Origin of the sequence: Mesorhizobium sp. M0898, from assembly GCF_040319695.1 — a bacterium.
In the GTDB taxonomy this organism is placed as follows: domain Bacteria; phylum Pseudomonadota; class Alphaproteobacteria; order Rhizobiales; family Rhizobiaceae; genus Mesorhizobium.
Genome location: NZ_JAMYOE010000018.1, coordinates 80,041 through 106,288, shown reverse-complemented (window position 1 = coordinate 106,288; position 26,248 = coordinate 80,041). Strand labels below are relative to the sequence as shown.

Here is a 26,248-nt window from a genome sequence, read left to right as displayed (position 1 = left end):
GCGATGAAACCGCTCTTTTTATCTTCCGTCAGATCCGGGCTGATGGCCCTCGGTCTGATCGCCAGCCTCTCGGCCCCGTCGCTTGCCGGGCCGATGCCCAAACCCCTGCTGCCGGTGGCGGGCAACGCTGCCGACATCGTGCAAATTCGTGAAGATTGGGCAGGCGGCAATGACAGGCAGATCTGGCGTTGGCGCAATCGCGGCTTTCGGCAATGGCACGGCGGCGACGATTGGAGATGGCGGTCCCACAATTTCCGCGGCCGTCATTTTTCGAGACACTGGGACAATGGCGGCTGGGACGACAGCTGGCGCTGGCGCCACCATCGCCGCCATTACCGCGGCGGCTACTATGATGATGGTGCGGGTGCCGCGATTCTTGGCTTGGGCCTGGGCCTCGGCCTTGGCAGCCTGTACAACAGCTACAACTACTACGACGCGCCGCCACCGCGCCGCTATTATCGCGCAGGGCGGCTTTCCAGTGCACATGTCCAATGGTGTTACAATCGCTACCGGTCGTACCGCGCCTGGGACAACACCTTCCAGCCCTATTACGGGCCGCGCCAGCAATGCTACTCGCCCTATAGGTAAGCAGGCCGACAACAAGCATCATTCGGCGCCGTGCTTCGCGGCGCCTTTTTCTTCCAGCCAGGAACCGCGAACATCGCCCAGTCCCGACTGCTGATAACGCTATTTTTATCAGGCAGGTCTAATAATCCTCCCGATCAGAACGCCCGAGACGCGAAAAATGGCTGGATTGCGTGCGATGGCCGAGGACGAACAGAGGGACAAACACCGGCAGCGCGTCTTGAAGGGCGCGACGATCCTGACCGGCGTGAGCAATTCCGAGGTCACATGCACGCTGCGCAACATGCACGCCGGCGGCGCCGAATTGAAGGTCTCGATCGACGCGCGCGTGCCCGATGAGTTCCTGCTCTATGTTCCGACCGACGGCATTGCCTACAAGGCCGTGGTCCGCTGGCGCCGCGAGGATCGTATCGGCGTGATGTTCACCGGTACCGAACCAAAGCCCAGTTGGCACTACGGCTGAGATCCCGGCGCTATCCGGGTGGCAGGACTCGCAGTGTCTGCTCGTCAAACAGCGGCTCATCCTGGCCGACGCGAACGAATAGAAGCTTTCGCAGTTCGGGTGATTGCACCTCGAAATACTGAATGCCGTCCGGGGCTTCGCCCCATTCGCCGCAAGGCGGTACGCCGACCTCGTCAGGGTTGGCGACGGTCTTCAATTCCTCACGATAGGCGGCATTGGGACTGAAAACATACCGGAGGATGCGCGCGGGCGTCGCCCCTTCGGTGTAAGGCATGAGCACGCAACGTGTGCTGATGGCTTTCTCGGTCTTCTCCGTAAAAATGCGCTGCAACGCAGAATCGGCGGCCTCGCCAGGCAGCATATCGAAGACTTCGACGACAGGATCGGCCGGCCCGCCGTCGCTGTATTTGATGGCAAGAGCATTGCCGCCAAGCTCGAAATGAATCCGGCGAAAACCGAAATCGCAACGCTGCACCCAGGCAGCCAGCCCGACATCCCTGTCCGCCAGCCGTTCCCAAGCGCATTTGTCGACAGGCGGACGCGACGGCTTGCTTTGGTCGGCACGAGCGCCGGTTGCCATGGCAATAAGGACCGACAGGGCGAACATGCAGGCCGGCAGTCTCTTGCTATTCATCGCTACAACCCGTCAAACTAAAGGCGTCCCAGGCTGAACCGTCGGGATTGGCTTTGGCGAAATCGGGCCATTCGGTAAAAATCGCGCCGAAGTCAGGCAACAGCAACCCTGCCGGTGCCGGCGAGGCTTCGCGGGAATTCAACTGCTCGGCACCGCCTGCATTGAACGCATAGACCTGCCCATCCCACACTCTGCACAGCCCGGTGCCGTCCTCGAGACCAGCCTCACGATCGTCGTCGGTGCAGGTGTGCCGGATCGTGCCCACAGGAAAGGAGTACTTGCCATTGGTCCAGGTAATGTCCGACGGCAGACGAATGTCGGTATTGGGCACGATCAACGAAAAGACCTCGGTCGTCAGCGCGGCCGGCTCGTTGTTGGTTGGCCGGAACTGTATCGTCGCTCCCGAACGCGGCTCGCGATAGGTCGCATGGCTGAGCGAACATTCTGTTGCGTTCGCTGCTTGCAACAGGCTCAGCATGCTCAGAAAAATAGCTGCTGCTTTGCGGATGATCATTTAAGTCCCTTGGAGCAGCATCATTGTGAAGTTTGAGCATCGATGCTTTAGCATGGCCCAAGGCCGCGTCGAAAAGAAAGAATCGATGATGCGAAATCTCTTGATGCTCATTTCGATCTTAACATTTACGTGCGGCAGCGCCTTTGCCACGGAACCCTATGTGGGCACATGGTCCGGGGACAGATCGAACTGTACCGCCGTTGCGGATGTTCAACGCCAGACTGTCTACACATTGTACCGCGACGCGCTGTCGGTCCCTGCTCTCGGCTGCGAACACGCATCGTTTCTCAAGACGCCTACGGGCTGGGTGGCTCGGGCCAGCCAATGCTACGGATCCGACCCGTCGGCCGAAGAGCCGTTCTCCCGTGTCATCCATATTGTGGTCGACGGGGCGACGGTGAGATTGACATGGCCTGGCTTCGACAGCGGAGTTCTTGTCAGATGCTGAAGACAGGCATCTTTTTCCGCTGGATATGCAGCCTAGGACAGCAGCTTCAGATGACGCCTACCAGCAGCGCGGCTCCACCGAGGAGGCCAACTGCGCAGCCCCACAGGAGCCAAAGCCCGCTAACCCTGCATTCGAGAACCGCTGCAACTGGGTTGTCGGGATCGTAGTGGACCTCGACCTTGTCGCCCTGGAGGTAGCGCTGCGATCGACCGCTGACGAGGCTCGGCAGCGAAGCCGTCACGTTTGCGCCGAACGCGATGCGATCGGCGGCGTAGCGCTGGCCGGCGACGCTATAGCTGTAGACGACGCGGGATTTGAAGACTGTCCGCCAGGGCCGATAGCTGCCTCCGGACCTGTCGCGGGTCTCGAATTTCTGCAGGCCCGAAGCATCGATGCGTCCTGCCGTGATCGGCCATTTGGCCGCCTGTTCCGCAAGTGACTTCTGGGCAAAGCCCATGCGCAGCACAAACAATCCCATGAAAAGCAGCAGGGCAGCGGCGCCGAGGTTCTGCGGCCTGGGCAAAAACGGCCGGATCGCTTCGAGGAGGCCGCCGACGGAGAAGACCAATACAAGCGCGCCGACCACCAGCCCGGACGAAAGCTGGACCATGAACTTGAAGGAGCCGTCGGGCATGGTGCGTTCGATCACCGCCTTGGCTGGATCGGCCGGATTGTAGAAGACGGTTACGCCGGCCCCGTTTGGAAATTTCGCAAGGGTTTCCGCCACTGCAAAGTTTCCAAGGTTCTCCTGCACGCTGTAGTGCGAACTGCGAAATGTCTTGCCGTTCACCTTGTATTCGAAGGTGATTGCCGGGAAGTTGCGGATTTCGGTCGACCCTCTGCTGTCCGAACCGGATCCCGAACTGGTCACCTCGCGAGCCTCGACCTGCGACGAGATGATCTTTCCCGGCGTCGGAGACCAGCGGCTGACCGCCCTCACCTCCCACCACTTCAGCAAGGTGACGAGGGAGAGCATGCCGGCAACCGCGCAGGCAAACCCGACCAACAGAAATTTGAGTTCCAACTCTCACCCCCTTGGCACTTTTGCGCCATGCCCCGCACAGGCATATCACGGTGATGAGGATAATGCGCCTGTCCAGAAGCCTGGAAACCACACGATCTTGATGCGAAAAGGCCGGCGGATCGCTCCGCCGGCCTTTCTTGATCGGCAATGAAATTGCGATCAGTTCTTGGCCTTGTCGACCAGCTTGTTCATGGAAATTCCCACGCGCCCGCAGGGCGAAGCCCGAGGACGGGTAACGAAACGAACGTGGGTGTCCTTCAGTTCTTGGCCTTATCAACCAGCTTGTTCTTCGAAATCCACGGCATCATCGCGCGCAGCTTGGCGCCGACTTCCTCGATCTGGTGGCTGTCGTTGTTGCGGCGGATGCCCTTGAAGCGCGACATGCCGGCGCGGTATTCCTGCATCCATTCCGAGGTGAACTTGCCGGTCTGGATATCCTTCAGCACGCGCTTCATCTCGGCCTTGGTCTCGGCGGTGATGATGCGCGGGCCCGAGACATATTCGCCCCATTCGGCGGTGTTCGAGATCGAGTAGTTCATGTTGGCAATGCCGCCTTCATAGATCAGGTCGACGATCAATTTGACCTCGTGCAGGCACTCGAAATAGGCCATTTCCGGCGCGTAGCCGGCTTCCACCAGTGTCTCGAAGCCGGCGCGGATCAATTCGACTAGGCCGCCGCACAGCACCACCTGCTCGCCGAACAGGTCGGTCTCGCACTCCTCGCGGAAATTGGTCTCGATAATACCCGAGCGGCCGCCGCCAACGCCGCAGGCATAGGAGAGCGCCAGGTCGAGCGCATTGCCCGAAGCGTCCTGGTTGACCGCGACCAGGCACGGCACACCACCGCCCTTCTGGTATTCGCCGCGCACCGTATGGCCAGGCCCCTTCGGCGCGATCATCACGACGTCAACCGAAGCTTTGGGCTCGATCAGGCCAAAATGCACGTTGAGGCCGTGGGCAAAGGCAATCGCTGCGCCATCGCGGATGTTCGGCGCGATCTCGGATTTGTAGATGTCGGCCTGCAGCTCGTCCGGCGTGGCCATCATCATCAGGTCGGCCCACTTGGCGGCATCGGCTACGCTCATCACCTTGAGCCCGTCGGCCTCGACCTTCTTGGCGGTCGCCGAGCCGGCCTTGAGGCCGATGGCGATGTCCTTGACGCCGGAATCCTTAAGGTTGAGCGCATGCGCCCTGCCCTGGCTGCCATAGCCGATGATGGCGACCTTCTTGCCCTTGATCAGGTTGAGATCGGCATCGCGATCGTAATAGACACGCATTTTTGTTCCTTCCCGTTTTGAATTCAGAGGCCTTGCGGCTCGGTTTTTGCCCCGTAAAGAGCGAGAAACTGCTGCGTCGCCCGGACGGCATCGCCGCCGATCGCCGCCAATTCCAGCCGGTCGCCAAGCAGCAGGCGGATCTGCACGTCGCGGGCGACCAGCCCGAAAAAGGTGCGGAACGCCGTCTCCGCGTCGGAAAACTCGAGGAAACCAGCTTCCTTGCCTGCCTCCAGCACCGGTTTAAGGCGCCGGGCCAGTGCGAAGCGGCCGTTCTCCAGCACGATGGCGCCGAGATCGTCCTTCCCCGAACTAGCATGGCCGACCGCCACCCTGTTCAGCGCGATCGAGGTGTCGCTCGAAATTACCTTGAGCCAGTCCGAAGCGAAGCGTTCGAGGCTCGCCGTCAGCGAAGGGAGGTCGAGCCCCTTGCGGTCGACCGGCACTACCCGCACCTTAGACGCCTGCCATTGTACCGTTGCCGTCAACAGCCCGTCGCGATCGCCGAACCATTTGTAGAGCGTCTCCTTCGAGCAGCTCGCCCGCCGCGCCACGGCGGTCATGGTCAACTGATCGCCCTCTTCGACCAGCAGGCGAAGGGCGGCGTCGAGCACGTCCTTCTGCCGCTCCGTCAGCGCCTCGCTGGTGTCGATGTCGGTCACAGCGTGCAACACAGTTTTTCCTCAGGACGCGAACTCACCCGCAGTTCAGATACGAGCTCGATGGCGTACCGTACGTTACGGTTCGGCCTTATGGCGTATTGCCCGACCCGACGCAAGCCTTTATTTCTGTAGCTTGCTCCATGCGGGGCATCACGGGAGACACTGATCATGCTCGCCGGATTGCTTGCGTTGACCGTTACCGCAGTGTTCGCGGGTGCGGCTATCTACGTCAGCGTCGCCGAACAGCCGGCGCGGCTTCGCCTCGAGGACAAAGCATTGCTGCAGGAATGGCAGCCTTCCTACAAGCGCGGCGCCGCCATGCAGGCCTCGATCGCCGTCATCGCCTGTATTCTAGGCCTCGTCGCGTGGTGGCTGACCGGCAATCTCGCTTTTCTGGCCGGCGCTGTGCTGATCATCCTGCCTTGGCCATGGACGCTGCTGGTGATGATGCCGGCAAATAGGTTGCTGGAGGCGATGGACGCGAACTCCGTCAATCCTGAAGCTCGGACATTGATCGCCAAATGGGGCAATCTGCATCTGGTCCGCGTCGGGCTTGGCGTTCTGGCGACGTTGGCATTCCTCTTGGGCAGTGCCTGACCTCGCCAATCGGTCGCCATCTTCGTCATGAAGGCGTGTCACTCCAGGGCGGGCGGATCTCGCAGGCGCCCAAGCAGAGCTGACAGCGCGTCCAGTTCAACATTGGAAAGCCGGGAGCCGACCAACTCCGCGATCGACCGGCCGTAGACAGCCCACATGCGGCGGCGCGTCTCGCGTCCCTTGTCTGTGACGCGGACTGTTTGCCCGCGGCCGTCATCGGCAACTGGAAGCTTCTCGACCTGCCCGTCGGCTTCGAGCCGCGCCAGCAGCCGGGAGATGTTGTACTGCGCAAACAGGGTGCGCTCGGTGAGTTGGAACGGCCGCAATCCGCCCTCGCCCGCCTCGGCAAGCTCGTGCAGGATGTCGTACCAGGCAAGCGGCGGCAGGCCACTGTCCTTCAGCGCGTCCTCGGCTCTTTCCAACAACTGGCGCGAAACCCGCATCAGGCGAGCCCAGGCCTTGATGGCTGGAGGTGTAGGAATCCCGGTCATGATTGCATCGTAGGCGATAGATGCAATTGCATCAAGCTTGACGATCGATGCAAATGCATCTATATAGATGCAATCGCATCAATCACGAGAGGCAATTCCGATGAAGCATGAAATCTGCAAGATCGCCGACATTCCGGAAACAGGCAGCCTCATCGCTCCGTTTTTCGGCCGCGAGGTCCATGTCTACCGCAGCGGCGAGCGTATCCGCGCCGCCGCCAACGTCTGCCTGCATTTCGGTGGCCCGCTCGACTGCAAGGACGGCAAGCTCGTCTGCCAGTGGCACGGCGCCTCGTTCGACATGGCGAACGGTGATCGCCTCGAAGGCCCGGCGCCGAAGGGCTCCCGCCTGATGTTCCTCTCCACCCGCGTCGAGGACGGTGCTTTGAACTATGTCTGGGGGGAGTGAGATGACCGACAAGCTCACTCTCGTCAGCCATCATCTTTGCCCCTATGTGCAGCGCGCGGCGATTTCGCTTCGCGAAAAGGGCGTGCCGTTCGAACGCATCACGGTCGATCTCGCCAACAAGCCTGCCTGGTTCAAGGCGATATCGCCGCTCGGCAAGGTGCCGCTGCTCCGCGTTGAGCATGACGGCCAGGAAACGGTGATCTTCGAATCGCTCGTCATCCTCGAATTCCTCGAGGAAACCCAGCCCAATCCGCTGCATCCCACCGACCCCTACGCCCGTGCCCGGCATCGCGCCTGGATCGAGTTCGGCTCGGCAATCCTCAATGCCATCGGCCGCTTCTATTCAGCTCTCACCGAAGCCGCCTTCATCGCCGAACGCGGGGCTCTGGCAGCAATGTTCGATCGCCTGGAAGTGGAACTGGCGAACGGCGCGGCTGGGCCATGCTTCGACGGCGAGCGCTTTTCACTGGTCGACGCGGTCTACGGCCCGATTTTTCGCTATTTCGACGCCTTCGACCGGATCGGCGATTTCGGCATCCTGGACGGAAAGCCGCATGTCCAGGTGTGGCGCGAGGCGTTGCGCAAACGCCCATCCGTGAAGGGCGCGGTCGCTCCCGATCATCCGCAACGCCTCCATGCATTCTTGCAGGCTAAGGGTTCGCACCTTTCGGAAATCATCCGCCAAAACGATCCGGCCACAGCGCTTCCGCAAGCCCTATCGGCTTGAATGGATTGAGCACCGTTCCTGTAACCATGGAAGCAAGAAACTGCGGCGCCGGCGGGACTTTTGCCAGCGTCGCCACCAGCCTGTCGCGGACGAACGGCATCACAATCGAGTCCGATTGATAAAACGGCGTCAGCACCAGCGACAGCGCCTGGAAGACCCGCACATGCCATCGCCGTGTCCGGACATAGGCCTCCAGTGCAGTATCGATACGGTCCGTTCCTATTAGTGCGTAGTTGAGCGCGGCTGCATCGAGCAGCGCCATGTTCGCGCCCTGGCCGAGCTGCGGGCTCGTTGAATGGGCCGCGTCGCCGATAACGGCCAATCGCCGTCCGGCTGGCGTCTTCATCGTGTGATGGCCATAGCGCGCCAGCGAGAGCTGCTCGAAACTGTCGATCTGGTCGATGAAGGCCGCGCATTCAGGCCACAGCCCGACCAATCTCGCCTTCCATGCCTCGAGACCTGCCGCCCAGACGCGCTCGGCATCCGCCGGCTTGAGGCTCCAGAAGAATGCCGCCATCTTCTGGGCATCCGGCTCGGGCCGGCCGATTGGCAGCACGCCGATCATCACGCTCGCGCTGTCGTAGCGCTGCAGCAGCGCGTGCTCGTCGAAACCCTCGCCGCGCCAGCCAAGCGATGCCCAGAACGCGCCATAGGCGAGCGATCGCGGTTCGCCCGGATTGTTCACGCACCGCCGCAGTTTGGAGCGCGAACCGCTGGCATCCACTACGAGGTCGAACGACCCTATCCGTTGTCCGTTGCCGCAGATCAATGTTGCCCGCTCGCCGGTTTCCAGCGTCTCGAGCTCGATACCTGTCTCAATGGTGAGCGCCTGGCGCCGGGCGGCGCGGAAAAGCACGCCGAACAGAGCCGCGCGGTGCACCGCCAGCCCGAAGCAGCCGCCACTCCGGGCATCGTAGCGGACGTCGAGCACTGTGCGGCCGGTCTTGGCATCTGCACCATGCAGGCGGTCTATGCGGCTGCCCAGCGCCAGAATGTCATCGAGCAGGCCGAGATCGGCAAGCACCGTCAGCCCGGTCGGCTGCAGGATCAGCCCGGACCCGACCGGTTGTGGCTGGTCGAAGCGCTCGAAGATGGTGACCCTATGTCCGGCGCGCGTGAGATAGAGCGCGGCGGCAAGTCCAGCCGGCCCGGCGCCGGCAATCGCGATGTCCAGAGAATTGCCCATCTGCCCGCCCCAACCCAGGCCGGACAATCCTTCAGCACCGCCGCTAAATCAAGCCGCCGTCTCGGCCTGGAGGCTCAGCCTTCGGCAGCATCGAAAACCTTCCGTGCCTCGCGTACAGCGCCGTGATTGAGCTCGGCCCATTGGATCAGCTGATGCAAGGGTCCAAACATCGAGCGCCCGAGATCGGTGAGGCTGTATTCGACGCTCGGCGGTTTGGTCGGGAACACCTGGCGATGCACATAGCCGTCGCGCTGCAGATCGTGCAGCGTCTGGGTGAGCATGCGCTGTGAAATATCGGGCACCAGCCGCCGCAATTCGCCGAAGCGGTACGGCTTCTCGGCCAAGGCCTCCATCAACAGTGAACTCCATTTATTGCTTATGCCCTGGATTACGTCGCGAACCGGGCAATCCGCAAGGTTTCCGCCACCGCTGCCTGCTTTGTATATCTCGAGCTTCGATCTCAGATTGACGATCTTGCCGTCCATGGCTGGTTCCCTGGGTGTGCCTACCTCCCGCAAAACTGCCTTCTTTACGAGGATGGGTCAATTCCTATTTTAGTGCTGGTCTCTTTTTGAGACTAACATATGCACCCGCCGCTCCGGCGCAACGTCAGGACATCTCATGACCGACACCCTTCTCGTCACCGGCGCCTCCGGCCAGCTTGGCCGCGGCGTCATCAATCATCTGCTTGACACGCTCAAGGTCTCCCCTCAGCGCATCATCGCCGCCACCCGCAACCCGGAAAATCTGGCCGATCTGGCAGCCCGAGGCGTCACCATCCGGGCAGTCGACTTCGACGACGCCACGTCGTTGGCCAGTGCATTTACCGGCGCGGACAGGGTTCTGATCATTTCGACAAACGAGCTCGCCGTTCCGGGCAAGCGCCTGAAGCAACATGAGACCGCGGTCGCCGCCGCAAAAAGCGCCGGCGTTTCGCATCTGCTCTACACGTCGATGCCCAGTCCGGAGCCAGGATCGCCGGTACTGTTTGCGCCCGATCACCACGGCACCGAGCAGGCGATCAAGGCGAGCGGTATCCCCTACACCATCTTCCGCAACGGCTGGTATCAGGAGAACCTGTTCATGGCGCTGCCGCACGCCATCGCCTCGGGGCACTGGTACACATCCGCTGGAGACGGCCGCATTGCCCATGGCGCACGCGACGACATGGCCGCGGCGATCGCCGCCTGTCTCGCATCGGGGGCAACCGAAAGCAAGACATACACTCTGACGGGTCCGCAGGCCTATACGGCAGCTGAAATCGCGGCCCTCGTCACCGAAGTTACCGGCAAGCCGATCGAGGTCGTCCAGCTTTCGGACGAAGCACTGACCGGGGGATTGAAGGCAGCCGGCGTCCCCGAAGGTTTCGCCCCGGTCATCGTTTCGTTCGACACCAACACACGCTCCGGCCGCATCAGCATGGTGACCGACGCGGTCGAGACGCTGTCCGGCAGGAAGCCGCGGCCGCTGAAGCAATTTCTTGAGGCAAATAAGGCGGCTCTGGTGAGCTGAGCCTGACAAATGGCCGTGCCCTTCGAAGGGCACGGCCATTTATTTAGATAGCCACCTGCGTTCCGATCTCGACGACGCGTCCGGTCGGGATCTGGAAATATTCCGTCGCATCGGCCGCCGAGCGCGCCAGCCCGATGAACAGCTTGTCCTGCCAGACCGGCATGCCGGAATTGGGCGAGGCCTTGAGAGAGCGCCGCGACAGGAAGAAGGACGTCGTCATGATGTCGAACTTCCAGCCCTGTTTGCGGCAGATCGCCAGCGCACGCGGGATGTTGGGCTGCTCCATATAGCCGAAGGTCAGCGTCACCCGCATGAACAGCTCGTTGACCATTTCCATCTTGACGCGCTCGCTGTCGGGCACAACCGGCTGCGGCGCAGTCACCACCGAAAGGATGACGTTCTGCTCGTGCAGCACCTTGTAGTGCTTGAGGCTGTGCATCAGCGCCGTCGGCGCGCTCAGCGGGTCGCTGGTCAGGAACACCGCGGTGCCCGACACCAGATGCGGCTTCTTCTTCAGCAGATTGCCGGCGAGGAAATCCAGCGGGATCTCGTTCCGGCGCGTCTTGTCGAACAAATAGCGGCTGCCGCGGATCCAGGTCCACATAGTCATCACGATAACTGCGGCGATGGCAAGCGATGCCCAGCCACCTTCAAACACCTTGACTATGTTGGCGGCAAAGAAGCCGGTATCGACGAAGGCGAACACGGCCATCAAGGCGATCGCGACGCCGAGCGGCCATTTCCAGATGCGCGTCATCACAACAAAAAGCAGCACATTCGTCACCAGCATGTTGCCGGTCACCGAAATGCCGTAGGCCGAGGCCAGGCGGCTGGATTCGCCGAAGCCGACCACCAGCAACATCACCACCAGCGCCAGCATCAGGTTGATGCGCGGCAGATAGATCTGGCCCGACTGTTTTTCCGACGTATGCTGGATAACGAAACGCGGCAGCATATTGAGCTGCACCGCCTGTCTGGTCAGCGAAAAAGCGCCGGAGATCACCGCCTGGCTGGCGATGACGGTCGCCGCCGTCGCCAGCACGACCATCGGAATAAGCGTCCAGCCCTGGTTCATCTCGAAGAATGGATGACCGACAACGCCGCCATTTGCCAGCACGAAGGCGCCTTGCCCGACATAGTTGAGCAACAGACAAGGAAACACGATTGCCAGCCAGGCGAGTACGATCGGCTTGCGGCCGAAATGGCCGAGGTCGGCATAGAGCGCCTCGGCGCCGGTGACGGCGAGGAAGACCGCACCAACCGTGACGAAGGCGACATCGGGCGAGTTGACCAGGAACGACACGATGTAATGCGGGCTGATCGCCAGCAGGATTTCCGGATCGGCGATGATGTGGTTAATGCCGGAAAGGCCGATGGCCAGGAACCACAGCGCGGTGACTGGCCCGAACACCAAACCTACGCCGCCGGTGCCGAATCGCTGTACCGCAAACAGGATCGCCAAGATGGCCAGTGTCAGTGGCACCACATAGGGCTGGAATGTCGGCGTGACGACGTTCATACCTTCGACCGCCGATAGCACCGAGATCGCCGGCGTGATGACTGCGTCGCCGAAAAAAAGCGCCGCGCCGACGATGCCGATGCCGAGGATCACCGCCGAGCGCGTCGGGGAGCTGTTGCGCGCCAGCGCCATCAGCGACAGCACCCCGCCCTCGCCTCGATTGTCGGCGCGGAGCACGAACATGATGTATTTGATGGTGACGGTGATCGTCAGCGACCAGATGATCAGCGACAACACACCGAGGATGTCGCCACGGTTGGCGACGTTGCCACCGGCCGATGCGTGCAACGCCTCGCGAAATGCATAGATCGGGCTGGTACCGATATCGCCGTAAACCACGCCGAGCGCGCCCAGCATCAGCACCTGGGTGCTGTGCTGCTCGACCTCAGAATGGCTGGATTGTTCGACAGGTTCTGCCTCGTTACCAGCATTGGTAAGGGCCATGGACGACACTCCGGTAAGCGGGCGGTGCTCTACGCTTGCTGCGCTGCAATATCAAGTGCCGTCACGTAATGGCTCCGTCCCGATATTGCGAGCCCTCCACGACTTGGCAGACTCAGTCCGATCGGCAGACCACCTGGAATGTCGCAACGGACACGTTTTTAAATAGCCACCTGCGTCCCGATCTCGACGACGCGTCCGGTCGGGATCTGGAAATATTCCGTCGCATCGGCCGCCGAGCGCGCCAGCCCGATGAACAGCTTGTCCTGCCAGACCGGCATGCCGGAATTGGGCGAGGCCTTGAGAGAGCGCCGCGACAGGAAGAAGGACGTCGTCATGATGTCGAACTTCCAGCCCTGTTTGCGGCAGATCGCCAGCGCACGCGGGATGTTGGGCTGCTCCATGTAGCCGAAGGTCAGCGTCACCCGCATGAACAGCTCGTTGACCATTTCCATCTTGACGCGCTCGCTGTCGGGCACAACCGGCTGCGGTGCCGTCACCACCGAAAGGATGACGTTCTGCTCGTGCAGCACCTTGTAGTGCTTGAGGCTGTGCATCAGCGCCGTCGGCGCGCTCAGCGGATCGCTGGTCAGGAACACCGCGGTGCCCGACACCAGATGCGGCTTCTTCTTCAGCAGATTGCCGGCGAGGAAATCCAGCGGGATCTCGTTCCGGCGCGTCTTGTCGAACAAATAGCGGGTGCCGCGTATCCATGTGGACATGATCAGCCCCATGCCGCAGGCGACCGTGATCGACACCCACCCGCCTTCGAGGATCTTGACGACGTTTGCGAGGAAAAATCCAGTATCGATCGTGCCGAACAGCAGTGTGAGCGCGGCTGCCAGTGCAAGCTGCCATTTCCACCGGAACCGCATCACCACGAACAGCAGGATGGTTGTCATCAGCATTTCGCCAGTCACCGAAATGCCATAGGCGGAAGCCAGCGAACTCGAGCTGCCAAAGCCGACCACCAGCAACATCACGCCGAGCGCGACCACCAGATTGACCCGCGGCATGTAGATCTGGCCGGACTGCATCTCGGAAGTATGCTGCACCTCGATACGTGGCAGCAGATTGAGCTGCACCGCCTGCCGCGTCAGCGAGAAAGCGCCGGAGATCACCGCCTGACTGGCGATCACCGTCGCTGCCGTGGCCAGCCCAACCATGGGCATTAGCGCCCAATCCGGCAGCATCTGGAAGAATGGATTGGTGGGTTTGCCGCCGTTGGCCAGAACGAACGCGCCTTGTCCGAAATAGTTGAGGAGCAGACAAGGGAACACCACGGAGAACCACGCCAGCACGATCGGCCTGCGGCCGAAATGGCCGAGATCGACATAAAGGGCTTCGGCCCCGGTGACCGCCAGGAACACAGCCCCGACCGTGACGAACGCACCGGTGGGCGTATTGGCCAGATAAGCGACCGCGTAATAGGGATTGATCGCCAGCAGGACCGACGGGTCGTCCAGCAGATGGTAGACCCCGGCGGCACCGATCGCCAGGAACCACGCTGCCGTCACCGGTCCGAACACGGCCGCCACCCTGCCGGTGCCAAAGCGTTGCACGGCAAAAAGCATTGCCAGGATGATCAGCGTGATCGGAACAACATAAGTTTCCAGCGTCGGGGTCACCACTTCCAGGCCCTCGACCGCCGAAAGCACGGAGATGGCCGGCGTTATGATGGCGTCGCCGAAAAACAGCGCCGCGCCGCAAAGTCCGATCCCCAGAATGAACCGGGCTCCCTTTGGATAAGCGTTGCGCGCAAGCGCCATCAGCGACAGCGTGCCGCCCTCACCCTTGTTGTCGGCTCTGAGCACGAAAGCGACGTACTTTATCGTGACGATGATCGTCAGCGCCCAGACGATAAGCGACAGCACGCCAAGGACGTCGTTGCGCGCTACCGGTCCCGACGATGCGTGCAGCGCTTCCCGAAACGCGTAGATTGGGCTCGTGCCGATATCGCCGTAAACCACGCCCAACGCGCCCAGCATCAAAACTCTGGTGCTGTGCTGCTCGGCCTTGGAGTGGCTGGATTGTTCGATGGGTTCTGCCTCGCTACCGGCGTGGGCAAGAGCCATGGACGACACTCCCATAGACGTGCGGCGCTCGACGCTGCGGGATGGAAAGGACGCGCTGCCGTGCCCGGAACGCATGGCCTATCGGCTCGCCTTTCTCTACCAGCCACAAGCCTTCAGAAACCGCCTGACCGTTGCGGCCATGCCATACTCCAACGCATCGGCTGTCAACCCATGTCCGATCGACACTTCGGCCAATGCCGGGATGCGCCTGGCCAGCGCCGGCAAATTGCTCACCACAAGGTCGTGCCCGGCGTTGACCTGGAGCCCTGCCGCCAATGCGGCATCCGCCGTCTTTCCCAATTTCTCCAATTCCTTCGCCGCTTTTGCCGAATCGGAATGATAGCTGCCGTATGGACCCGTATAGAGTTCGATCCGATCGGCGCCGGTGTCGCGAGCGGCGTTCACGCCAGCGGGATCCGGATCCGAAAACAGCGACACGCGAAAGCCTCCCTTCTTCAGGCGCTTGACGACCGGTGTCAGGAACGCAGCCTCGGCGGCGAAGTTCCAGCCATGGTCGGAAGTCGCCTGCGCCGGGTCGTCGGGCACCAGCGTCACCTGCTCGGGCTGATGCTTTTCCACAAGCGCCAGGAACTCCTCGGTCGGATAGCCCTCGATGTTGAATTCCGCATTCGGGAACTCGTCGTCGATCAGCGCCCTGATCTCAGGCAGATCGGAATGCCTGGTGTGCCGCTCGTCGGGTCGCGGGTGCACCGTGAGCCCATGCGCGCCGGCGGCAAGGGCGATGCGTCCGAGCCCCGTCACGCTTGGCCACGGCAGGTCGCGCCGGTTGCGCAGCATGGCGATCGCATTGAGATTGACGGAAAGCTTTGCAGGCATTTGCACGGCTCCAGGCTGATCTTGGCGCGCATCTATACCGCCTTTAACGGGAACAGACAGAGGGTTTCAGGTGTTCCAAGGTGTGCGAAGAAAATAGAGCGCAAGGAGTTTCCTGTTGAATTTTCTCGAGGCCGTGCCGGCGGTTCGCCGCATCGACACCGATCGCGAAGATCTTTTCGCCATCGATGTCGTCGGCCATGTCGCAGCGGCTGACGCCGAAAACCTGTTCGGATTGCTGGAGGCGGCCTATGCGCTGCATCCGAAGATCGACGTGCTGGTGCGCCTGATCGACCATGAGGGTGTCGACTGGGCCGACGTATCGGACGAGACGATCGAACAGGGCATAGCTCATGCCGTGGAGCATATCGGCCGCTGCGCGGCGATCGGTGAGCCGAACTGGATACCGGAGGCAAGAGCCTTTTTGCCTGCCTCTTTGCCTATCGAACTCCGGCATTTCGAGGCCAAGGACGAAGCCGCCGCCTGGGAATGGCTTGACGCCAGACCGATCGCCCAGCGCTGATACGACGGACCTGACAGCCCTATCGGACGATCGTCAGCCGTTCGGCTGCGCGCGTGATCGCGGTGTAGAGCCAACGCTGGCGAGTTTCCTTGAATGCCCAGCTTTCGTCGAAAAGCACGATCTCGTTCCATTGCGACCCTTGCGCCTTGTGCACGGTCAGCGCGTAACCGTAATCGAAATCGTCGAAGCGCTTCTTCTGCTGCCAGGGAATGTCGGCGTCGGGATCCTCGAATGCGGCTTTGAGCAGCTTGATCTTGGCGACGCCGCGATCCGGGTCATCTTCCTCCGGCGAAACCAGCAGATTGATGCCGGGCTTGACCGTCTCGCGCGACGAGGTCATCACCTTCCACAGCGAGCCGTTGAGCAGCCCCTTGGCCGGATCGTTGCGCAGGCAGACCAGCTTGTCGCCGGCCTGCGGATAATCGGCGTTGAACCCCTTCAGCTCGCGCAGCCGCTGGTTATAACGGCGGCGCGTACGGTTGGTGCCGACCAGCACCTGGTCCGCTTTCAGCACCAATTCCTGGGTGACGTCTTCCTTGCCGATCACCTGCGCCGCGCCATAGTCGCCGCGCATGAACTCGCGGCCCTCGCGCACGTCGAGCGCCAGCCTGATGATCGGGTTGTCGCGCGCCTGGCGGTGGATTTCGGTGAGCAGAATGTCCGGCTCGTGGTCGGTGAAGAAGCCGCCGCCGGAGATTGGCGGCAACTGGCCGGGATCGCCGAGCACCAGGATCGGCGTGCCGAAGCTCATCAGGTCACGGCCGAGTTGCTCGTCGACCATTGAGCATTCGTCGATGACGACGAGCTTGGCCCGCGAGATCGGGCTCTGCCGGTTGAGCGAAAATGTCGGCGACATCGATGTCTTGCCGGTCACCTCGTCCGCTACCGATTCCTCGCCCTTCGGCCGGTAGATCAGCGAATGGATGGTGCGGGCATTGACCGCGCCCTTGGAACGCAGCACCTGCGCCGCCTTACCCGTAAACGCGGCGAACTGCACCTGGCCGTCGACATGCTCGGCGAAATAGCGCGCCAGCGTCGTCTTACCGGTGCCGGCATAGCCGAACAGCCGGAACAGCTGCGGCTTGCCGGCTTTCAGCCAGCCGGCCACCGCCTTCAGCGCCTCGTCTTGTTGAGGAGAGAATTCCATCAGCGCGACAGACCGGATTCGCGAGGGAAAGACAAGGTGACTGCCGTCACCGGCAAATTTTCATCGCCGGCAATCACGCCGCTGCGACAGGGTCAGGCTATCAGTGACGAACAGGAACGTAAAGAGAACAAGGCCGGGCGGCCGCAGCTTACCCGGCCCGCTGTGGATCGTTCTCCAGCTGGATCGGCTTGCCATGCGGCGTTGCGTGCGCGGCGCGTTCCCAGGCAGCGGCGAGCGCATCGACGTCGCGCTTTCCGGCAACGCCCTTGGCCAAAAGCAGCTTTTCCAGCGCTGCCAGCCAGTGCTCGTAGTAATCGTGACCGTCGCGCGCGGCGCCCGGCCGCTTCACCTCTGCCGACAAAGCATCCGCCCATTCGCTCCACGAAAACAGCCCGTTGTCGTGCAGTGCTACCGTCATGGCAAAGGCCTCTGCTTGCCACGGCTCGGCAAACACAGGCGCCTCGACACCGGCGGGCAGCATGGCGGCAACTGAGCCCGTCTCACGCCGGCTCAAGGTAGCTCTCCCAGGCGTCGATCGACACGACAAGTGTCGGATCGGCGCCCTCGCCCCAGATTTCGCCGCCGGTGAAGGCCACCGTATAGACCCATTGCGGGTTTTCGCCCTGGCCGTGCGCATTGGTGTCGGGAAAGACAAAGCCGTCGCGCACAGCCTCGACGACGCCTCGCTTGCCGCGTGCATAGCGCGGCAGTCTGGTGTGGCCGGTCGGATGAAAGTTCTTGGTTCGCACGGGGTCGCCCGCCTTGAACCGCGCAGGCGCGGCGACAGGCCGGTCGCAGTGCCCGCCCTTGGCCAGCACCGCCGGAACGTCCTTAGCCTTCAGCACCCGTTTGGGTGTCGCTGCCGGGTCGACTGCGTCGCCCGTAGTCAGGTCCCTGTCGCTGACGAAACCATGGCGTTTGAGCAGCACCTCCAGCGCCTTGATCCATATCTGGTAGTAGCTGGAGGCATAATAATCCGCTGGATGCAGCGATTCCCGCGCGTGCCGGCTCTCGTCGATGGTCCAGGCGCCCATGGCGCCGGCGCACAACGTCACGCCCAGCGCCCGCCTTTCCCAATCGGCATGGAAATAGGGTTCGTCAGGTTCGGGCGCGACCGGCCCGAAACCCATCTGGCCGCCGAGATCCTGCGGCCCGTTCATGCCGGTTCCCGCACCAACGCCGTGCCGATCATGGCATCGCGCGTCACCAGATCGGCGAGCCTTGCCTCATCCCAGCCCTCCGTACCCCGGGGGCGCATCGGCACCACCAGATAGCGCAGCTCGGCGGTCGAATCCCACACCCGGATTGTCGTCCTCGCCGGCAAGGTCAGACCGAATTCCTCGAGCACGCCGCGCGGATCGATCACTGCGCGCGAACGGTAGGGCGGCGCCTTGTACCAGACCGGCGGCAGGCCGAGCACCGACCACGGATAGCAGGAGCATAGCGTGCAGACGACGAGGTTGTGCGTGTCGGCCGTGTTGAACACCGCCTGCATGTGCTCGCCTTGCCGGCCGGTGTAGCCGAGCGATTCGATTGCCGCCGTCGCATCACGCTTCAGCCATGCGGCAAACCCGGGATCAACCCAGGCCTTCGCCACCACCTTTGCGCCGTTGCGCGGCCCGATCTTAGTCTCATAGGTGTCGACGATAACATCGATCGCCGCCGGATCGATCAGGCCTTTGCGGGTGAGAATCGTCTCCAGCGCGCGCACCCGCGCCGCAAAGGGATCAAGCTCGTTGTCGTGGTCGTGATTGTGCGGCATGGCGTCAAATTACGATCGCGGACCCCCGGCCGCAAGCACCACGGCTTGGGCCAGCGCTATTCGGCTGCCGCCTTTTGCGGCACCGGTTCTTCCTCCTCGTCGAACAGTGACGGCTGGTCGACCGCTTCGACCGGGCTCGGCTCGCCCCGGCGCCGCGCCCACAGCCTGACCAGCCAGCCGGAAAAATGCTCCATGTAGACGTAAATGACGGGTGTGACGAACAGCGTCAGTGCCTGCGAGGCGACAAGACCGCCGACCACCGCCACGCCGAGAGGCTGGCGCAATTCCGCGCTGGCGCCGGTGCCGAGCGCGATCGGGATGGTACCCATCAGCGCGGCAAGCGTGGTCATCATGATCGGCCGAAAGCGCATCAGGCAGGCCTTGTGGATGGATTCGACGGGCGACATCCCCTCGCGCCTGAGTTCCAGCGCCACGTCGATCATCATGATGCCGTTCTTCTTGACGATGCCGATCAGCATCAGGATGCCGATCACCGCGATCACCGACAGATCCATCCCCGCCAGCCGCAGTGCCACCAGCGCGCCGAGCACCGCCGATGGAAGCCCGGTCAGGATGGTGAGCGGGTGGATGAAGCTCTCATAGAGCATGCCGAGAACGATATAGATGGTCAGAATCGCGCCGCCGATCAGCAGCCCCTGGTTGGAAAGCGAATCCTGGAACGTCTTGGCCGTGCCCGAGAAGGCGGTCGAGATCGTCGGCGGCATGCCGATCTTGTCCTTCAGCGCGTTGATGTGGCTCACGCTGTCGCCGAGGGCCACGCCTTGCGGCAGATTGTAGGAGATGGTCACTGCCGGAAGTTGGCCGAGCTGGTTGACGGTCAAAGCACCGGCGGTCCGATCGACGCGGGCGAACGCACCGAGCGGCACCAGGCTGCCGCTCGCCGTTCTCACCTTGATGGCCAGCATCCGCTCGGGCGACCACTCGATCTTCGGATCGAGCTCCATGATCACGTCGTAGCTGTCGGCCGAACCGAAGATGGTCGACACCTGCTGGGTGCCGAAACCGCCGTAGAGACTGGAGCGCAGCGTGTCGGTATCGACGCCGAGGTTCGCCGCCTTGTCGCGGTCGATCACCAGCGTCGCCTGTAGCGCGTTGTTCTGCAGGTCATTGGTGACGTCGGTGAAGGCGGCATGATCGGCAGCCATCGCGTCCGTCAGCCTCTGCGCCCAGACGTTCGTCAGGCCGGTATCGAGGCCCTGAACGGCAAGCTGGTAGGCACTCGCCGAAGAACGCGCGCCGAGCCGCAGGTTCTGCACCGGCTGCATGTAGGTTTCGATGCCGGGCACATTGGCCAGCTGGCGCCGCAGGTCCGTAAGCACCTTGTCGATGTTCGGTCGGTGGTCCTTGTCTTTCAGCTGCACAAACAGCTGGCCCTGGTTGAGCGCATTGTTTCCACTGCCCGCCGACCAACCGACATGCGCGACGTAGGGCGAATGGGTGAAGACATCCGCCACTTGCCCCTGCAGCTTCACCATCGCGTCAAACGAAATGTCCTGGCGCGCGATGGTCGTCACCGAGACCTGGCCGATATCCTCCTGCGGGAAGAAGCCCTTCGGCGAAATCTGGATCAGCCACACCGACAGCCCGGCGGTCACGAGGAAGACAAGGAAGACAAGGAAATTGTGGCGCAGGCAGAATGTCAGCAGCCTGTCATAGCCCCGCATGAAGACGTTTTGTCTATGGCCTTCACCGTGCGCTGCTTTCTGCTCGGCTTTCGATAATGACAACAGCCGCGAGCACAGCATCGGCGTCAGCGTCAGCGAGACGAACATCGACGCCAGGATGGCGACCGTAACCACCACTGCGAATTCGTTGAAGATGCGCCCGATCACGCCGCCCATCAAAAGCACCGGAATGAACACGGCGACCAGCGAGATCGAGATCGAGATGATGGTGAAGCCGATCTCGCGCGCGCCCTTGAGCGACGCCTCGAGGGCCGAGAGCCCGTCCTCCTCCATATGGCGGAAAATATTTTCCAGCATGACGATGGCATCGTCGACGACAAGGCCGACCGCCAATGTCAGCCCCATCAATGAGACGTTGTCGATGGAAAAGCCGAACAGGTACATCACGCCCAGCGTGGCGATGAGCGAAATCGGTACCGCCACCGCCGGGATGATCGTCGCCGTCACCCGGCGCAGGAACAGGAAGATCACCATCACCACCAGCGCGATGGTGAGCAGGAGCGTGAACTGCACGTCATCGACCGCCTCGCGGACCGATGTCGAGCGGTCGTTTAGCAACTGGATGCTCGCCGCTGCCGGCATCTGATCGTCGAAGGAAGGCAGCATCGCCTTGACGCGGTCGACGACGTCGACGGTATTGGCATCCGGCTGGCGCTGCACCGCCATAATGATGGCGCGGGTGCCGTCATACCAGCTTGCCGTCGTCGTGGTCTCGACCGAATCGATGACGCGGGTCACCTCGCCGAGCCGCACCGGATGGCCGTTCTTGGTGGCGATGATGATGTTCGAGAATCCCGCCGCATCGGTCAGCTGCGTGTTCGCGGTGATCGTCAGCTGCTGTTTGTTGTTCTTGAGCACGCCGAGCGGCGTGTTGCTGTTGGCCGAGGCAATGGCCGTCTGCAGCTGGTCGATCGAGATGCCGCGTGCGGCGAGCGCCGTAGGATCGATCTGGACGCGTACGGCATATTTCTGCTGGCCGTAGATCGAAACCTGCGCAACGCCGTCGATCGTCGAGAGCGACGGCGAAATCACATTCTCGGCAAACGCGTCGAGATCGGTCAGCGGAATTGTGTCGCTGACCAGCGACATCAGCAGGATCGGCGCGTCGGCTGGATTGACCTTGCGGTAGCTCGGCGGGCTGGTCATCTCCGGCGGCAATTGTCGTTGCGTACGTGCGATCGCTGCCTGCACGTCGGCGGCGGCTGCATCGATGTCGCGGTTGAGTACGAACTGAATGGCGATCGAGGTCGAGCCGAGCGAGTTGGTCGTCGAGATCGAATCGATGCCAGCGATAGTGGCAAACTGCTTGATCAGAGGCGTTGCCACCGAGGTCGCCATGGTTTCCGGCGAAGCCCCGGGCAGCGAGGCCGAGACGTTGACAACCGGAAATTCGGCGCTTGGCAGCGCCGCGACCGGCAGGAATTTGTAAGCAAATAGTCCGCCCAGAACCAGGGCGAACGACATGAGCAGCGTGGCGACGGGCCTGCGGATGCAGAATTCGGAAATCATGGCTGTGTTCCGCCCGTCCGGTCAGCCTCGGCAACCTTCGGAGCCGCCCGATCGCCTGTGCCGGTCGAAGCCTTGCCTTCGCGCACCGCCGCGCCGTTCTTCAGTTTGGTCTGACCCTCGACGACGACACGCTCGCCGCTTTTCAATCCTTGGCTGATTGCGGTGTTGGTGCCTTCTGTCAGCGCGACCTGCACGGGCCGCATTTCAACGGTGTTGTCCGGCTTGATTACATAGACGAACGGGCCCTTCTGGCTGGGCTGGACGGCGACCGTCGGAACGGACGTCATTTGTGGCATGATGCCGGCATCGAGCACGACGTTGACGTATTGGCCCGGCCATAGCGAAAGATCGGCGTTGGGCACACTGGCCCGCGTTGCGATCGTGCCGGACGCCGTGTCTACGCTGGAATCGACGAAATCCAGCGTTCCCTTGCCGACCGGCTTCGGGTCGCCGTCCTTGGTCAGCGTCACCGCACCTTGCCGCGGCGCTGCCAGCGCCTTGTGCAGCAAGGCAAGATCGCTTTCGGGGAGATTGAAGTTCACCTGCAGCGGGTCGACCTGCGTGATCGTCACCAGTGGAGTCGACGTGCTGCTGCCGTTGCTGGTGGTGACGAGATCGCCGACGGCGACGCTGACTGCGCCAAGCCTGCCGGAGATCGGCGCCCTGATCGTGGCGAAGCCAAGCTGGATTTGGTCCGCATCGATCGTTGCCTTGTCGGCGTCGACGGTGGCCGCGGCGGATTTCTGTGCCGCGACGGCCTGATCGTAGGTCTGCTGTGTTCCGGCCTGCCTGGCGACGAGATTTTTGGCGCGCTGAAGATCGGCCGTGGCGCTGGCAAGCAGCGCCTGGTCTTTTGCGAGCGTCGCCTGATCGCGTGCCAGTTGCGCCTTCAACGAGCGATCGTCCAGCGAGAAAAGAAGGTCGCCGGCCTTCACCATCTGTCCGTCCTTGACCGCGATTGCGACGATCTGGCTCGAGACCCGCGCGTTGATGCTGACCACGGCAGGAGAGGACACAAAGCCGACGGCATAGCGCCGGACCGGGAAATCGGCCGTCGTAGCGGTGGCGGCAACCACCGAAGTCGTACGCGCGGCATTTGCCGCTGCAGCGGGCTTGTCCGCCGTCGCCGTCTGCTTCGCCGACAGCATCTGCTGAAGACCGCTCATTGCGCTGGGCGAAAGATAGAGCCACGCCGCGGCAACGCAGGCTGCAGCGATCACCGCTAATACGATCTTTCCGCGCATCGACAAAAGACCTCTCGATCCGACACGCCGCTATCCGGTGGCCGTAGTCTAGCTCAACTCGCAGCCTCTTGCCGCGCTTTTGCCAGATAATAGAGGATGCCGAAGGCGAAAAAGGGCCAAAACCCGTCATTACGAAGATTTAATGTGCAGTGCACAATAGAACGGCAGCTAACGCAGCATCGGCCACAGCGTCGCCGCAAGCATCACACCCATGACGATGTTGAACCATTTGAGCCGCACCGCATCCGCCAGAAAGCCGCGCAGCGCCATGCCGAAACCGGCCCAGGTCGAAATGCTCGGCAGCATGACGACGGCGAAAGCGGCTGCGATCAGCACCACCGACACAAACGGGCGTTCCGGACTGGTATAGACGGCCATGGCTGTAATCGCCATCACCCAGGCCTTGGGATTGACCCACTGGAATGCCGCAGCCTCGATGAAGCGCATCGGCTGGCCCTTCGTCTTGTCTTCGCCGCCGAGCGAGCGCGACATGGCGATCTTCGAGGCGAGATAAAGCAAGTAGAGGCCGCCGGCGATCTTCAACCCGGTATGCAGGACCGGAAAGGCCGTCAACACGGCGCCAAGCCCGAAGCCTACGGCAAGCAACAGCACGAGGAAGCCGATGCCGATGCCGAGCATGTGTGGCACGGTTTTGACCAAGCCGAAATTCACGCCCGAGGCCAAAAGCATGAAATTGTTCGGACCCGGCGTGATCGAGGTCACGAAGGCATAAACCAGCAGAGCAAGGAATGCATCGAAGGTCATGGAGGATCGCAAAGATCAATAATACTGAAATACTGACTTAAATCGATGAGGTGCTGAGTGCAATTGCAATTCGTTGGTCCACGCGCCCCAAGCGTTCCTTCATATCTTAGGCCAATATCCGCTGAGAACATCTATCTGCGGTAGGGCTGCACCGACCATAGATCTGAATTCGGGGCAGTTTCGCGCTGACGGCGCACGCGTCGCAGCCCTTTTCGTCTCGGCGTATTCTCCGGAATCTTGACGCTGTGCGCCAGACCCAGGATCGCCAGAACCTGAATGAATAGCCAGCCGAGATCGATCTGTCCGTGTTCCAGACCAAGCCGTGCAGACTCGGGAAACGCGTGATGGTTGCCGTGGAAACTCTCGCCGAACGTTACCAGCCCGAAACGCGGCAAATTGTATCCTTGCACGGCAACGTCGTCGACGCGCCATCCTTGCTCCCCATCTCGGTGCGCAAAATGCCCAACCAACCAATGCCCGGTAAGCGACACTGAAACGCGCACCGCGATTCCCCATACCACCCAATCCCAGCCGCCAAGCGCGAAAAAGAGGATCGCCCAGGGCAGTTGTTGCAGCATCCAGGTGCGCTCGACGAACTTGTAGAACCGGTCATTCGTGATCGAGTGTTCGATGACGAAGGTGGGTGGATTGCGCAAAGCGACCGCGCAATGCATCTGCCAGAAGGCATCGGTGAAAAATGGCCGACGATGGGCATGGAGATCGTGACATGCGGTCTGGCGCTGAGCCCAGTCACGAATATCGTGAGCATAGATCATCCCAAAAGGACCGGCCATGCCGACGAGCACGCCAAGGTAGACCAGCGCATGCTCGACCCAGATATGAACCTTGAACGACCGGTGGATGAGCAGACGGTGCATCCCCACCGAGTGTCCGGCGCAGATTGTCGCCGCCGTTGTCGCAACGAATAAGGCGAAGGCACTCCAGCTAAATGTCATCGGTCCCAACACAATGGCGGCGATCGTCATCGCCCCGACCCAGATCGACTTTGCCGGCACCCACACGACTTTGCCGTCTTCGGCGTCACTGTCCTGTTGGGAAATCATTCTGCCCGTGGATATGGTTTTCATCGGTACCCCTCCTCCTGCATGAACATTTCCGGACCACAGCCTTGCCTTCTGGCGCGTCGTCCGTTACTTAGGCAGTAAGCTAATCGTCTACTACTGTGAATTAGGTATTTAGGCAATAGTCTAAATGAAAATAAGAAAGGCGGACCGAGGCGCAGCCAACGCCTCGGCATCACAAGGTGGCAGACAGTGATCGAAGATGCAGAGCACGCAGCGGATGCCGAAACGGCTGCTCACGCAAATGGCGCGATACAGCGCGTGTTTGAAGCGCTATCTTCAGCGCCCCGGCGCAAGATCCTCGCCTATCTTGCGCACTCTTCCCTAACGGCGGGCGAGATCGCGGCGCGCTTCGAGATGTCGAAGCCGTCGATCTCGCAGCATTTGAGCATTCTGGAGACGGCCGGGCTCATCGCCAAGGAGCGGCACGGACAGTTCATCCACTATTCTCTGGTCCAGAACAATCTTGTGAACACGCTGAATGGATTTGTTCAGGATGTCTGCCCGGTATCGCGCCCTATCAAGAGAGAAAGCAAAGAACTTGGTCGAGGCGAGGCAGCGCAAAGATCGCAGTTGCGCAAATCTGAAAAGCCCTAGCGGCTTTGCATCGTTTTCATGAGCGCCTTGGCGTATCGGCAGGCGTCAAATTCCACAGCGATCTCGCAAGACTTTTTGTAAGCGGCCATCGCCTCGGCTTCGTCCGCAGAGACGCCTTCACCATGCTGAAGGGCGCTGCCATACATGGTGCAACCCCAGGCATCGCCCTCATTGCAGCTCAGCTTGAATGTGCGCGATAAGGGCAAGATTCATTGGCACTACCGGCGGCAAGCAGTTTGTTTAGCCCAAGCCGACCCAAGAGAATTCCCGCGCCGCGATTTGTGCAGCCGCCGATACTGCCAGTTGCGCAGGCCTGGGCGAACATCTCCTCGGTCCATTGCTTGTCTTCTGGCGAGTGCTCCTGGATGACCCTGGCCGTCTCGAAACAGGCTTCGCCCCTGCGTCCGTCGAAACACCGCCTGGCACAGGCCAAGACGTCTTTCTCACAACCTTGGTAATCTATTCCCGGCGTGGAAAAGAGCGCGTCATCGACGCCCGACGCCCTGCGCCAAAATATCGGC

General features: G+C 61.7%; 28 protein-coding genes. 8 read left to right on the top strand and 20 right to left on the bottom strand.

All coding sequences use genetic code 11. The features are described 5' to 3' along the window. The first annotated feature begins 3 nt into the window (after positions 1 to 3). Positions 4 to 588, top strand: a complete 585-nt coding sequence (locus NKH90_RS19530; RefSeq protein WP_352539591.1) for a BA14K family protein — start codon at positions 4 to 6, stop codon at positions 586 to 588. A 175-nt stretch (positions 589 to 763) separates the two neighbouring features. After that, a complete protein-coding gene (locus NKH90_RS19525; protein WP_352470452.1) occupies positions 764 to 1,048 on the top strand; it encodes a PilZ domain-containing protein in 285 nt (94 codons plus the stop codon). A 10-nt stretch (positions 1,049 to 1,058) separates the two neighbouring features. Here NKH90_RS19525 and NKH90_RS19520 read toward each other — a convergent pair whose 3' ends face one another. From NKH90_RS19520 to NKH90_RS19500, 5 genes are all read right to left on the bottom strand, one after another. Beyond that, positions 1,059 to 1,682, bottom strand: coding sequence for a hypothetical protein (locus NKH90_RS19520; RefSeq protein WP_352820461.1), 624 nt, complete (start codon positions 1,680 to 1,682; stop codon positions 1,059 to 1,061). Next, complete coding sequence (locus NKH90_RS19515) at positions 1,675 to 2,196, bottom strand: hypothetical protein (protein WP_352767834.1); 522 nt, start codon at positions 2,194 to 2,196, stop codon at positions 1,675 to 1,677. The genes NKH90_RS19520 and NKH90_RS19515 overlap by 8 nt, the downstream gene beginning before the upstream one ends. A gap of 494 nt (positions 2,197 to 2,690) precedes the next feature. Further along, the gene (locus tag NKH90_RS19510) at positions 2,691 to 3,668 is read right to left on the bottom strand and encodes a DUF3592 domain-containing protein (protein WP_352820460.1); all 978 of its coding nucleotides are present in this window, start codon (positions 3,666 to 3,668) and stop codon (positions 2,691 to 2,693) included. A gap of 257 nt (positions 3,669 to 3,925) precedes the next feature. Then, positions 3,926 to 4,945, bottom strand: coding sequence for a ketol-acid reductoisomerase (ilvC, locus tag NKH90_RS19505; RefSeq protein WP_023676662.1), 1,020 nt, complete (start codon positions 4,943 to 4,945; stop codon positions 3,926 to 3,928). Between the two features lie 23 nt (positions 4,946 to 4,968). Further along, a complete protein-coding gene (locus tag NKH90_RS19500) occupies positions 4,969 to 5,616 on the bottom strand; it encodes a TetR/AcrR family transcriptional regulator (RefSeq protein WP_352820459.1) in 648 nt (215 codons plus the stop codon). A 156-nt stretch (positions 5,617 to 5,772) separates the two neighbouring features. Between NKH90_RS19500 and NKH90_RS19495 the strand changes: the two genes are divergently transcribed. Continuing rightward, positions 5,773 to 6,201 (top strand): anthrone oxygenase family protein, encoded by a 429-nt coding sequence (locus tag NKH90_RS19495; protein WP_352768909.1) that lies wholly within the window; start codon positions 5,773 to 5,775, stop codon positions 6,199 to 6,201. Between the two features lie 38 nt (positions 6,202 to 6,239). Here the strand turns inward: NKH90_RS19495 and NKH90_RS19490 are convergent, their stop codons facing one another. Then, positions 6,240 to 6,692 carry a MarR family winged helix-turn-helix transcriptional regulator gene (locus tag NKH90_RS19490; protein WP_352820458.1) on the bottom strand — a complete coding sequence of 151 codons (453 nt, stop codon included), beginning with the start codon at positions 6,690 to 6,692 and terminating at the stop codon, positions 6,240 to 6,242. Positions 6,693 to 6,792: 100 nt separating this feature from the next. Between NKH90_RS19490 and NKH90_RS19485 the strand changes: the two genes are divergently transcribed. Together NKH90_RS19485 and NKH90_RS19480 are read left to right on the top strand one after the other, a co-directional pair. Further along, positions 6,793 to 7,098 carry a Rieske (2Fe-2S) protein gene (locus NKH90_RS19485; protein ID WP_352470198.1) on the top strand — a complete coding sequence of 102 codons (306 nt, stop codon included), beginning with the start codon at positions 6,793 to 6,795 and terminating at the stop codon, positions 7,096 to 7,098. A 1-nt stretch (position 7,099) separates the two neighbouring features. Beyond that, complete coding sequence (locus NKH90_RS19480) at positions 7,100 to 7,825, top strand: glutathione S-transferase family protein (RefSeq protein WP_352539583.1); 726 nt, start codon at positions 7,100 to 7,102, stop codon at positions 7,823 to 7,825. Here NKH90_RS19480 and NKH90_RS19475 read toward each other — a convergent pair. Together NKH90_RS19475 and NKH90_RS19470 are read right to left on the bottom strand one after the other, a co-directional pair. Continuing rightward, positions 7,773 to 9,011 (bottom strand): FAD-dependent oxidoreductase, encoded by a 1,239-nt coding sequence (locus NKH90_RS19475; protein WP_352820456.1) that lies wholly within the window; start codon positions 9,009 to 9,011, stop codon positions 7,773 to 7,775. The genes NKH90_RS19480 and NKH90_RS19475 overlap by 53 nt on opposite strands. A gap of 74 nt (positions 9,012 to 9,085) precedes the next feature. Next, positions 9,086 to 9,496, bottom strand: a complete 411-nt coding sequence (locus NKH90_RS19470) for a winged helix-turn-helix transcriptional regulator (protein WP_352466906.1) — start codon at positions 9,494 to 9,496, stop codon at positions 9,086 to 9,088. 136 nt (positions 9,497 to 9,632) lie between these two features. Here NKH90_RS19470 and NKH90_RS19465 point away from each other — a divergent pair, with 136 nt between their 5' ends. Beyond that, positions 9,633 to 10,523, top strand: a complete 891-nt coding sequence (locus NKH90_RS19465; protein ID WP_352820455.1) for an SDR family oxidoreductase — start codon at positions 9,633 to 9,635, stop codon at positions 10,521 to 10,523. A 43-nt stretch (positions 10,524 to 10,566) separates the two neighbouring features. On the opposite strand, the gene NKH90_RS19460 is transcribed toward NKH90_RS19465, so the two are convergent. The 3 genes from NKH90_RS19460 to NKH90_RS19450 all read right to left on the bottom strand — a co-directional run bounded on the left by NKH90_RS19460 (position 10,567) and on the right by NKH90_RS19450 (position 15,395). After that, positions 10,567 to 12,486, bottom strand: coding sequence for a potassium transporter Kup (locus NKH90_RS19460; RefSeq protein WP_352820454.1), 1,920 nt, complete (start codon positions 12,484 to 12,486; stop codon positions 10,567 to 10,569). Positions 12,487 to 12,644: 158 nt separating this feature from the next. Next, complete coding sequence (locus tag NKH90_RS19455) at positions 12,645 to 14,558, bottom strand: potassium transporter Kup (RefSeq protein WP_352539580.1); 1,914 nt, start codon at positions 14,556 to 14,558, stop codon at positions 12,645 to 12,647. Between the two features lie 96 nt (positions 14,559 to 14,654). Further along, on the bottom strand, positions 14,655 to 15,395 hold the full coding sequence (locus NKH90_RS19450) for a pyridoxine 5'-phosphate synthase (RefSeq protein WP_352471639.1): 741 nt from the start codon (positions 15,393 to 15,395) through the stop codon (positions 14,655 to 14,657). Positions 15,396 to 15,510: 115 nt separating this feature from the next. Here NKH90_RS19450 and NKH90_RS19445 point away from each other — a divergent pair, with 115 nt between their 5' ends. Beyond that, complete coding sequence (locus NKH90_RS19445) at positions 15,511 to 15,915, top strand: SpoIIAA family protein (RefSeq protein WP_352450052.1); 405 nt, start codon at positions 15,511 to 15,513, stop codon at positions 15,913 to 15,915. Between the two features lie 19 nt (positions 15,916 to 15,934). Here NKH90_RS19445 and NKH90_RS19440 read toward each other — a convergent pair whose 3' ends face one another. The 8 genes from NKH90_RS19440 to NKH90_RS19405 all read right to left on the bottom strand — a co-directional run bounded on the left by NKH90_RS19440 (position 15,935) and on the right by NKH90_RS19405 (position 25,136). Continuing rightward, entirely contained in the window at positions 15,935 to 17,062 is a 1,128-nt protein-coding gene (locus NKH90_RS19440) for an ATP-dependent DNA helicase (RefSeq protein ID WP_023720791.1), read from the bottom strand. Positions 17,063 to 17,210: 148 nt separating this feature from the next. Beyond that, positions 17,211 to 17,543: a nitrile hydratase accessory protein gene (locus NKH90_RS19435; RefSeq protein ID WP_156937343.1), complete on the bottom strand. Its 333-nt coding sequence runs from the start codon at positions 17,541 to 17,543 to the stop codon at positions 17,211 to 17,213. Positions 17,544 to 17,562: 19 nt separating this feature from the next. Further along, positions 17,563 to 18,222 carry a nitrile hydratase subunit beta gene (gene nthB / locus NKH90_RS19430; protein WP_352767821.1) on the bottom strand — a complete coding sequence of 220 codons (660 nt, stop codon included), beginning with the start codon at positions 18,220 to 18,222 and terminating at the stop codon, positions 17,563 to 17,565. Continuing rightward, positions 18,219 to 18,824 (bottom strand): nitrile hydratase subunit alpha, encoded by a 606-nt coding sequence (gene nthA, locus NKH90_RS19425; protein WP_352501008.1) that lies wholly within the window; start codon positions 18,822 to 18,824, stop codon positions 18,219 to 18,221. The genes nthB and nthA overlap by 4 nt, the downstream gene beginning before the upstream one ends. Before the next feature lie 56 nt (positions 18,825 to 18,880). Then, positions 18,881 to 22,039 (bottom strand): efflux RND transporter permease subunit, encoded by a 3,159-nt coding sequence (locus NKH90_RS19420; RefSeq protein ID WP_352820452.1) that lies wholly within the window; start codon positions 22,037 to 22,039, stop codon positions 18,881 to 18,883. Then, entirely contained in the window at positions 22,036 to 23,283 is a 1,248-nt protein-coding gene (locus tag NKH90_RS19415) for an efflux RND transporter periplasmic adaptor subunit (protein ID WP_352820451.1), read from the bottom strand. The genes NKH90_RS19420 and NKH90_RS19415 overlap by 4 nt, the downstream gene beginning before the upstream one ends. Positions 23,284 to 23,451: 168 nt before the next feature. Next, positions 23,452 to 24,048 carry a LysE family translocator gene (locus NKH90_RS19410; RefSeq protein ID WP_352539576.1) on the bottom strand — a complete coding sequence of 199 codons (597 nt, stop codon included), beginning with the start codon at positions 24,046 to 24,048 and terminating at the stop codon, positions 23,452 to 23,454. A 131-nt stretch (positions 24,049 to 24,179) separates the two neighbouring features. Further along, positions 24,180 to 25,136, bottom strand: coding sequence for an acyl-CoA desaturase (locus NKH90_RS19405; protein ID WP_352539575.1), 957 nt, complete (start codon positions 25,134 to 25,136; stop codon positions 24,180 to 24,182). Positions 25,137 to 25,322: 186 nt separating this feature from the next. Between NKH90_RS19405 and NKH90_RS19400 the strand changes: the two genes are divergently transcribed. Further along, complete coding sequence (locus tag NKH90_RS19400; RefSeq protein ID WP_352539574.1) at positions 25,323 to 25,727, top strand: metalloregulator ArsR/SmtB family transcription factor; 405 nt, start codon at positions 25,323 to 25,325, stop codon at positions 25,725 to 25,727. On the opposite strand, the gene NKH90_RS19395 is transcribed toward NKH90_RS19400, so the two are convergent. Then, complete coding sequence (locus NKH90_RS19395; RefSeq protein WP_352539573.1) at positions 25,724 to 25,873, bottom strand: hypothetical protein; 150 nt, start codon at positions 25,871 to 25,873, stop codon at positions 25,724 to 25,726. The two genes, NKH90_RS19400 and NKH90_RS19395, sit on opposite strands and share 4 nt — an antisense overlap. Positions 25,874 to 26,248: the final 375 nt, after the last annotated feature.

Bases quoted from the DNA above. Each gene is read 5' to 3' on its own strand.
- NKH90_RS19515 (WP_352767834.1), bottom strand. From the start codon at position 2,196: ATGATCATCCGCAAAGCAGCAGCTATTTTTCTGAGCATGCTGAGCCTG.
- NKH90_RS19455 (WP_352539580.1), bottom strand. From the start codon at position 14,558: ATGGCTCTTGCCCACGCCGGTAGCGAGGCAGAACCCATCGAACAATCC.
- ilvC (WP_023676662.1), bottom strand. From the start codon at position 4,945: ATGCGTGTCTATTACGATCGCGATGCCGATCTCAACCTGATCAAGGGC.
- nthB (WP_352767821.1), bottom strand. From the start codon at position 18,222: ATGAACGGGCCGCAGGATCTCGGCGGCCAGATGGGTTTCGGGCCGGTC.
- NKH90_RS19395 (WP_352539573.1), bottom strand. From the start codon at position 25,873: ATGTATGGCAGCGCCCTTCAGCATGGTGAAGGCGTCTCTGCGGACGAA.
- NKH90_RS19405 (WP_352539575.1), bottom strand. From the start codon at position 25,136: ATGAAAACCATATCCACGGGCAGAATGATTTCCCAACAGGACAGTGAC.
- NKH90_RS19460 (WP_352820454.1), bottom strand. From the start codon at position 12,486: ATGGCCCTTACCAATGCTGGTAACGAGGCAGAACCTGTCGAACAATCC.
- NKH90_RS19410 (WP_352539576.1), bottom strand. From the start codon at position 24,048: ATGACCTTCGATGCATTCCTTGCTCTGCTGGTTTATGCCTTCGTGACC.
- NKH90_RS19420 (WP_352820452.1), bottom strand. From the start codon at position 22,039: ATGATTTCCGAATTCTGCATCCGCAGGCCCGTCGCCACGCTGCTCATG.
- NKH90_RS19415 (WP_352820451.1), bottom strand. From the start codon at position 23,283: ATGCGCGGAAAGATCGTATTAGCGGTGATCGCTGCAGCCTGCGTTGCC.
- NKH90_RS19485 (WP_352470198.1), top strand. From the start codon at position 6,793: ATGAAGCATGAAATCTGCAAGATCGCCGACATTCCGGAAACAGGCAGC.
- NKH90_RS19465 (WP_352820455.1), top strand. From the start codon at position 9,633: ATGACCGACACCCTTCTCGTCACCGGCGCCTCCGGCCAGCTTGGCCGC.
- NKH90_RS19525 (WP_352470452.1), top strand. From the start codon at position 764: ATGGCCGAGGACGAACAGAGGGACAAACACCGGCAGCGCGTCTTGAAG.
- NKH90_RS19435 (WP_156937343.1), bottom strand. From the start codon at position 17,543: ATGCTGCCCGCCGGTGTCGAGGCGCCTGTGTTTGCCGAGCCGTGGCAA.
- NKH90_RS19480 (WP_352539583.1), top strand. From the start codon at position 7,100: ATGACCGACAAGCTCACTCTCGTCAGCCATCATCTTTGCCCCTATGTG.
- NKH90_RS19450 (WP_352471639.1), bottom strand. From the start codon at position 15,395: ATGCCTGCAAAGCTTTCCGTCAATCTCAATGCGATCGCCATGCTGCGC.
- NKH90_RS19440 (WP_023720791.1), bottom strand. From the start codon at position 17,062: ATGGAATTCTCTCCTCAACAAGACGAGGCGCTGAAGGCGGTGGCCGGC.
- NKH90_RS19520 (WP_352820461.1), bottom strand. From the start codon at position 1,682: ATGAATAGCAAGAGACTGCCGGCCTGCATGTTCGCCCTGTCGGTCCTT.
- NKH90_RS19495 (WP_352768909.1), top strand. From the start codon at position 5,773: ATGCTCGCCGGATTGCTTGCGTTGACCGTTACCGCAGTGTTCGCGGGT.
- NKH90_RS19470 (WP_352466906.1), bottom strand. From the start codon at position 9,496: ATGGACGGCAAGATCGTCAATCTGAGATCGAAGCTCGAGATATACAAA.
- NKH90_RS19490 (WP_352820458.1), bottom strand. From the start codon at position 6,692: ATGACCGGGATTCCTACACCTCCAGCCATCAAGGCCTGGGCTCGCCTG.
- NKH90_RS19530 (WP_352539591.1), top strand. From the start codon at position 4: ATGAAACCGCTCTTTTTATCTTCCGTCAGATCCGGGCTGATGGCCCTC.
- NKH90_RS19475 (WP_352820456.1), bottom strand. From the start codon at position 9,011: ATGGGCAATTCTCTGGACATCGCGATTGCCGGCGCCGGGCCGGCTGGA.
- nthA (WP_352501008.1), bottom strand. From the start codon at position 18,824: ATGCCGCACAATCACGACCACGACAACGAGCTTGATCCCTTTGCGGCG.